The sequence below is a fragment of the Acinetobacter sp. GWC1_38_13 genome (genome assembly GCF_001767535.1).
Lineage (GTDB): Bacteria > Pseudomonadota > Gammaproteobacteria > Pseudomonadales > Moraxellaceae > Acinetobacter > Acinetobacter junii.
In genome coordinates, this window is sequence record NZ_MELG01000005.1 from 37225 (window position 1) to 43290 (window position 6066).

Here is a 6066-nt window from a genome sequence, read left to right on the forward strand (position 1 = left end):
TAATGAAAGTCTAATTAAAAGGCATTAGAATATAGATGATGCAAGAGATTCTGATCCTATGAAAAAAATTGTAATTAGCTTGTCCACAGCACATGAACGTAGAGCTCATATTTTTAATGAATTCAGTAAAAAAAGTATAGATTTTGAGTTTTTTGATGCCTTAACACCTGATCCTGCGAGAGAGTTTGCTAATCAGCTTGGCTTACGAGTTGATGATACTTTTTTGACAAAAGGTGAGATAGCATGCTTTATGAGTCATGTTTACCTATGGAATAAAATGATTAGCGAGAATATTCCACATATGGCTATTTTCGAAGATGATATTTATTTAGGTAAGAATGTTAAAGAGTTTCTGACCGATAATTCTTGGGTTGATTCTAATTGGCATCTTATTAAGATTGAAGAATTTACTAACAAAGTTGCTCTTGGGCAAAAGGTTAAAATGTTTGATGGTGAGCCAAACAGAGGACTTTTTGAGCTTAAAAGTAAGAACCTTGGTACTGCTGGTTACATTCTTTCTTTACATGGTGCTAAAAAATTACTTCACTATATCCAATCGTTGGATAAATTAATTGCTCTAGACCATTTAATGTTTGAGAAATTGGTTCAATATAAAATTTTATCTGTCTTGCAAATGAAACCAGCTTTATGTATTCAAGATGTGACACTTTACTCAACAAAAGATAGTGTGAAATTTGCCAGTCATTTATATAAAGAGCGCCAAGTTAGGATGAAATATAATAAAAAGACTGGGGTGGATAAAATTCTTTTAGAGTTAAGTCGGATTTTTCAACAAATCAGAAATTTTATTTTATTTAAAACCGTTGGGTTTAAGTAGGGAAGAAGAGTGGAAAATTTTGTCATTAGTTTAAAATCTGCTACTGATCGTAGAATCCATATAGAAGAGCAATTTGGAAAAAAAGCGATTGCATTTGAGTTTTTTGATGCGATTGAACCACATAAAATTGATTTGATTGCCGATAGTTTAAAAATTAATATCAATAATTGTAGTTTGAGTGAGGGGGAAATTGGTTGCTTGCTGAGTCATGTTTCTCTTTGGAAAAAAGCATTTGATGAAAATATAGACTATATTGCAATATTTGAAGATGATATTTATTTAAGTAAAGATGCACATTTTTTTCTAAGTAAAAGTGATTGGATTAATCATAATGTGGATTTTATAAAAATAGAAAAAACGATTGATAGTGTGTTACTTTCATTGGATAAAATAAATATTGAATTTAATAAATATATTCTATCTAATCTCAGATGTTATCATTTAGGTACGGGGGGGTATATTCTCTCAAATAAGGCTGCACGTGATTTATATCAATATGTTTTAAACTTAGATAGATTAGATCATATTGATCAAATTATGTTTAAATTTTATTTTAATGAGGGGAGTCTCTCTATTTACCAAATAAATCCTGCATTGTGTATTCAGGATTGTATATTGAACCCTACACATCAAAAATTTAATAGTACATTACAGTGGAGAAAAAACGTGAGAATAAAACAAAAAATATCGATATTAAAGAAAATGCAGAGGGAGTTGTTAAGAATATATAGTAGACTTACTCAGATTCCTTTTCGCGTTAAGTTGATTATACGGCTATAAAATATTTAAGAACTCATTAAACATATGGTCAATAGTTAATCTTAACTTATCTTCTTCTGTTATTTGGTAAGGGGAATGAGTAATTTCAAATAATTTCTGTGCCAATTTTTCTATATTTTGAGGCTCAACTAGACCTTTTTGTAATTCCATAGAATTTAATTGGTAGCGGATTCCTGATGAACAATTAAATGCGATCACTGGGACATTAAGTGAAATAGATTCTGCAATTACTAGAGGAGAGCCTTCCGTTAGAGAGCTTAAGATTAGTGTTTTACTTTGCTTAATATAGGCAGCAGGATTCTCTTTCCAACCTAAAAAGTCAATACGATTTTCAATATTTAAGGTATGAGCGAGTTGTTTTAAACTTTCAAGTAAATCTCCATCTCCAACGAAAGCCATTCTTCCATTTAATCCACTTTTAGCAAAGGCAATTAATGATATTTCAGGTTGTTTTTCTTTTGATAAGCGACCAACAAAAATAGTATCCCATATTTTTTCTGTAATATCTGGTATTGATGATATTAGTCTATTTATATCTATTCCATTGGGAATACATTTAATTTTTATATTTGGATTGTATTTTTTATATGTATTTTTTATGTCGTGATTTACTACTAAAATATTTTTATTGTGAAATAAGTTGTTAAAAATTTTTCTTTCAATATATATTCTTCTTTTTTCTTTTATATATCTAAATAGATTGTTAGTTTGTTTTTCTTCTAAATGAATAATATCACCATGAATCCAATACCATGTGTTTGGATGTTCAATGAAAGTAGATAGCCAAAGTGATCTATAATGTCCTATTAATAATAAATCAGGATTCATTGTTTTAATTATATTTTGGATTTCTTCTTGTTTGTTTTTGTCAAGGATCTTATTTTTATTCCTCCATAAGTTTCCACTCATGAAGTAAGAATCTACATCAATATTAATTTGTTTTACTTCTTTTGGTAGTTGCATTCCGATATTCGAAGAGTCTAATATTGCATAACTTACTTTATAACCTAAATCAATAAATTTTTTGGCAATATCAATAGTAATTCTTTCTACACCGCCACCATATAGAGCATCTTGTATAAATAAAATTTTCTTCATTTGTATCTTGCCTGAAATAAGTAAGGAATTTTAGCTAAAATTATCATTCAATATGATTGTCGAAAAATATTTGATGATCGATAGTTTACGCGTTATTAAACTATATAGTAATTATTGTTATTCCCCCTAAATCTTTTATACCCCCACATGTATTCAGTTGGAAAGCGGTTGATCATTTGCTCTACCGCTTTATTTAATGCAGTTGTCGCAACTTCTATATCTCGATCATAGAGTTCAGGATCATTGAGATCATCACAGTAGACCTCAAAACCTTCACCATCCTCTCTACGGAAACAACTTAATCCCACTAAACGGCATTGAGTTTTTTGTGCCATTTTGCTGGCTAAAGTACTGGTTAAGCAGGGAACTCCAAAAAAAGGAACCACGACACCACCAGAGGGTTGCGGAACATGATCTGGCAGAATTACACTGAAACCACCCTGTTTGAGGTTTTTGAATAATGCTTTAACACCGTTGGCATCAGTTGGAACTAGTGTCGCGTTTAACCGTTGACGAGCATGTAAAGCAAAAGCATTAAATCCTGAGTCTTTCATGGGTTTATACATAATGGTAGGAATACCATATTGGTGTACCCACGCATTCATCATTTCCCATGTACCGAGGTGAGGGGTAATAATTAAAGCGCCTCGGGGATCATTTAATGCATTTGTTAGTACATCTAAATGATGAACCATCTTTATTTGCTGGATACTCCATTCTGGAGGCATTGCCCAGCATTTCCCAGATTCGATATAACTTAAACATTGCTTCGTTACGCTTTCTTTAGCAAGCTTTTCACGCTCACTCTCAGGAATATCTGGATAAGCAAGACTTAGATTTACCCGTGTTTTCCAAAGCATACTTTTATTTGGATTTTGATTAATAAAGTAAGCCGCCACTTTTGCAATACTGCGCAAAAATGCTAAAGGTAGAATACGGAGTAAAGTGGTATAAAACGACATTGCGATTAATCTTGTTTATTCGCGTTGCCTTTGAGGACCATATAAATGAGGGCGACAAAGATTAGAAGTGCACCTGCTAAGCTACTAACGCAAAAATATAAAATGCGTTCATTGGTCGTCATATTGAAAAGTTCATTTGCTAAGATATAGCGCATAAAAAACCATTGTGCCAAAGAAAACACAATAATCACAATTGCATGTCGACGTACATCAGGACGCATTGCCATAACAATGACCTCTCAATAAAAAGCAGTTCATTATGCCACTAGCATAGATATTCTCAAAGTATAAATTATCGTACCAACGCTCTCCAAAAGGAGGAGATCTGATAGCCATAAAAAAACCCTGTACGAGACAGGGTTTTTATTTAATCCATAAAACTACAGATTATTTTTCTTCAGCTTTCGGCTTTTCACGTAAACGAATGCCTAAGTCACGCAATTGATTTGCTTCAACAGGAGCTGGAGCTTGAGTCAATGGACATTCAGCAGTCTTCGTTTTCGGGAATGCGATCACATCACGAATTGAAGATGCACCAGTCATCAACATGATCAAACGGTCAAGACCAAAAGCCAAACCACCGTGTGGAGGCGCACCATAACGTAATGCGTTCAATAAGAAGCTGAATTTTTCTTCCGCTTCTTCTTCGCCGATACCTAAAGCTTCAAAAATTGCTTTTTGCATTTCTAGTGTATAGATACGAAGTGAACCACCACCGATTTCAGTACCGTTCAATACCATATCGTATGCAACTGACAATGCCGCACCTGGATTGCTCTTCACTTCTTCAACACTTGATTTTGGTAGCGTGAATGGGTGATGAACAGATGTCCATTTACCATCATCAGTTTCTTCGAACATTGGGAAATCAACAACCCAAAGTGGAGCCCACTCGCACGTTGCAAGATTCAAGTCATGACCGATTTTCACACGAAGAGCGCCCATCGCGTCATTTACGATCTTCGCCTTGTCTGCACCAAAGAATACGATGTCACCGTTTTCAGCACCAACGCGTTTGAGTAGGTCAAGTACGATTGGTTCGATGAATTTAACGATTGGTGATTGAAGACCTTCGATGCCTTTCTCAAGTTCATTGACTTTAATATAAGCCAAGCCTTTAGCACCGTAGATGCCTACGAATTTAGTGTATTCGTCAATCGCACTACGTGGTAGTGAACCTGCACCAGGAACACGTAACGCTACAATACGACCTTTAGGATCTTTTGCAGGACCAGCGAAAACCTTGAACTCAACGTCTTGCATCAAGTCTGCAACGTCAACCAATTTCAATGGAATACGCATATCTGGTTTATCAGAAGCATAATCACGCATTGCGTCGGCATAAGTCATACGTTCAAATTTATCGAATTTTACATTCAATAATTCGTTGAACATTTTAACTGTTAAGCCTTCCATTAAGTCCATGATGTCATCGTCACTCATGAACGATGTTTCAACGTCGATTTGTGTAAATTCAGGCTGACGATCTGCACGTAGATCTTCGTCACGGAAACATTTCGCGATTTGGTAATAACGATCAATGCCACCGACCATCAACAATTGTTTAAACAATTGTGGTGATTGCGGAAGCGCGTAGAAACTACCATTTGAAACACGGCTTGGTACTAAATAGTCACGTGCGCCTTCAGGAGTTGCACGAGTCAAGATAGGTGTTTCAACGTCTAGAAAACCGTGATCTTCGAAATAGTTACGAATTAAGTTAGTAACTTTAGAACGGAAGCGTAAACGATCTAACATTTCAGGACGACGGATGTCCAAGAAACGATATTTCAAACGAATTTCTTCAGAAATATTGGTATTTTCGTCATTTAATGGGAATGGCGGAGTTTCAGAAGCAGCAAGCACTTCGATTTCTTTTGCCAAAACTTCAATTTGACCACTCACCATGTTGGCATTTTCAGTACCTTCATAGCGACGACGTACACGACCTGTAATTTTTAAAACAAATTCAGAACGTGCTTTATCCGCAGTAGCGAATGCTTCTGGTGTATCAGGGTCAATAACGACTTGAACTAAACCATCACGGTCACGCATATCAAGGAAAATCACACCGCCATGGTCACGGCGACGATGAACCCAACCGCATAGAGTAACTGTTTGATCGATTTGGGCTTCAGTTAAAGAGCCACAGTAATGAGTGCGCATCATATTGAATTATTTATCCAAACTATATTGGCTAGAAGGTGAATGCGTAAACAGCGCAGCACCAATGAAGGGGAGATTATGCCTTGTTGAACGTATAGTCTCAAGTCTTAATGCTTTAACAGAATCTTAAACATCCGCTTTTAATTAAAATGAGCTTTAGTTCTTATTTCGATCTAAAAATAATAGGACTAAACATGAGGCAGTAAATAGTATTAACCCTGT

Annotated in this window: 6 protein-coding genes; 2 read left to right on the top strand and 4 right to left on the bottom strand. The window is 35.0% G+C overall.

What is annotated here, in order from left to right:
• Positions 1-58 precede the first annotated feature (58 nt).
• Both A2003_RS00500 and A2003_RS00505 read left to right on the top strand, forming a co-directional pair.
• Positions 59-838, top strand: a complete 780-nt coding sequence (locus A2003_RS00500) for a glycosyltransferase family 25 protein (RefSeq protein WP_151830188.1) — start codon at positions 59-61, stop codon at positions 836-838.
• Between the two features lie 9 nt (positions 839-847).
• The gene (locus tag A2003_RS00505) at positions 848-1618 is read left to right on the top strand and encodes a glycosyltransferase family 25 protein (protein ID WP_151830189.1); all 771 of its coding nucleotides are present in this window, start codon (positions 848-850) and stop codon (positions 1616-1618) included.
• Here the strand turns inward: A2003_RS00505 and A2003_RS00510 are convergent.
• The 4 genes from A2003_RS00510 to aspS all read right to left on the bottom strand — a co-directional run bounded on the left by A2003_RS00510 (position 1613) and on the right by aspS (position 5847).
• Positions 1613-2716 (bottom strand): glycosyltransferase, encoded by a 1104-nt coding sequence (locus tag A2003_RS00510; RefSeq protein ID WP_279680864.1) that lies wholly within the window; start codon positions 2714-2716, stop codon positions 1613-1615. The two genes, A2003_RS00505 and A2003_RS00510, sit on opposite strands and share 6 nt — an antisense overlap.
• A gap of 95 nt (positions 2717-2811) precedes the next feature.
• Positions 2812-3678, bottom strand: a complete 867-nt coding sequence (locus tag A2003_RS00515) for a lysophospholipid acyltransferase family protein (RefSeq protein ID WP_151830110.1) — start codon at positions 3676-3678, stop codon at positions 2812-2814.
• Positions 3679-3683: 5 nt separating this feature from the next.
• The gene (locus tag A2003_RS00520) at positions 3684-3905 is read right to left on the bottom strand and encodes a hypothetical protein (protein WP_004908914.1); all 222 of its coding nucleotides are present in this window, start codon (positions 3903-3905) and stop codon (positions 3684-3686) included.
• A 160-nt stretch (positions 3906-4065) separates the two neighbouring features.
• Positions 4066-5847: an aspartate--tRNA ligase gene (aspS, locus tag A2003_RS00525; protein ID WP_004950367.1), complete on the bottom strand. Its 1782-nt coding sequence runs from the start codon at positions 5845-5847 to the stop codon at positions 4066-4068.
• Positions 5848-6066: the final 219 nt, after the last annotated feature.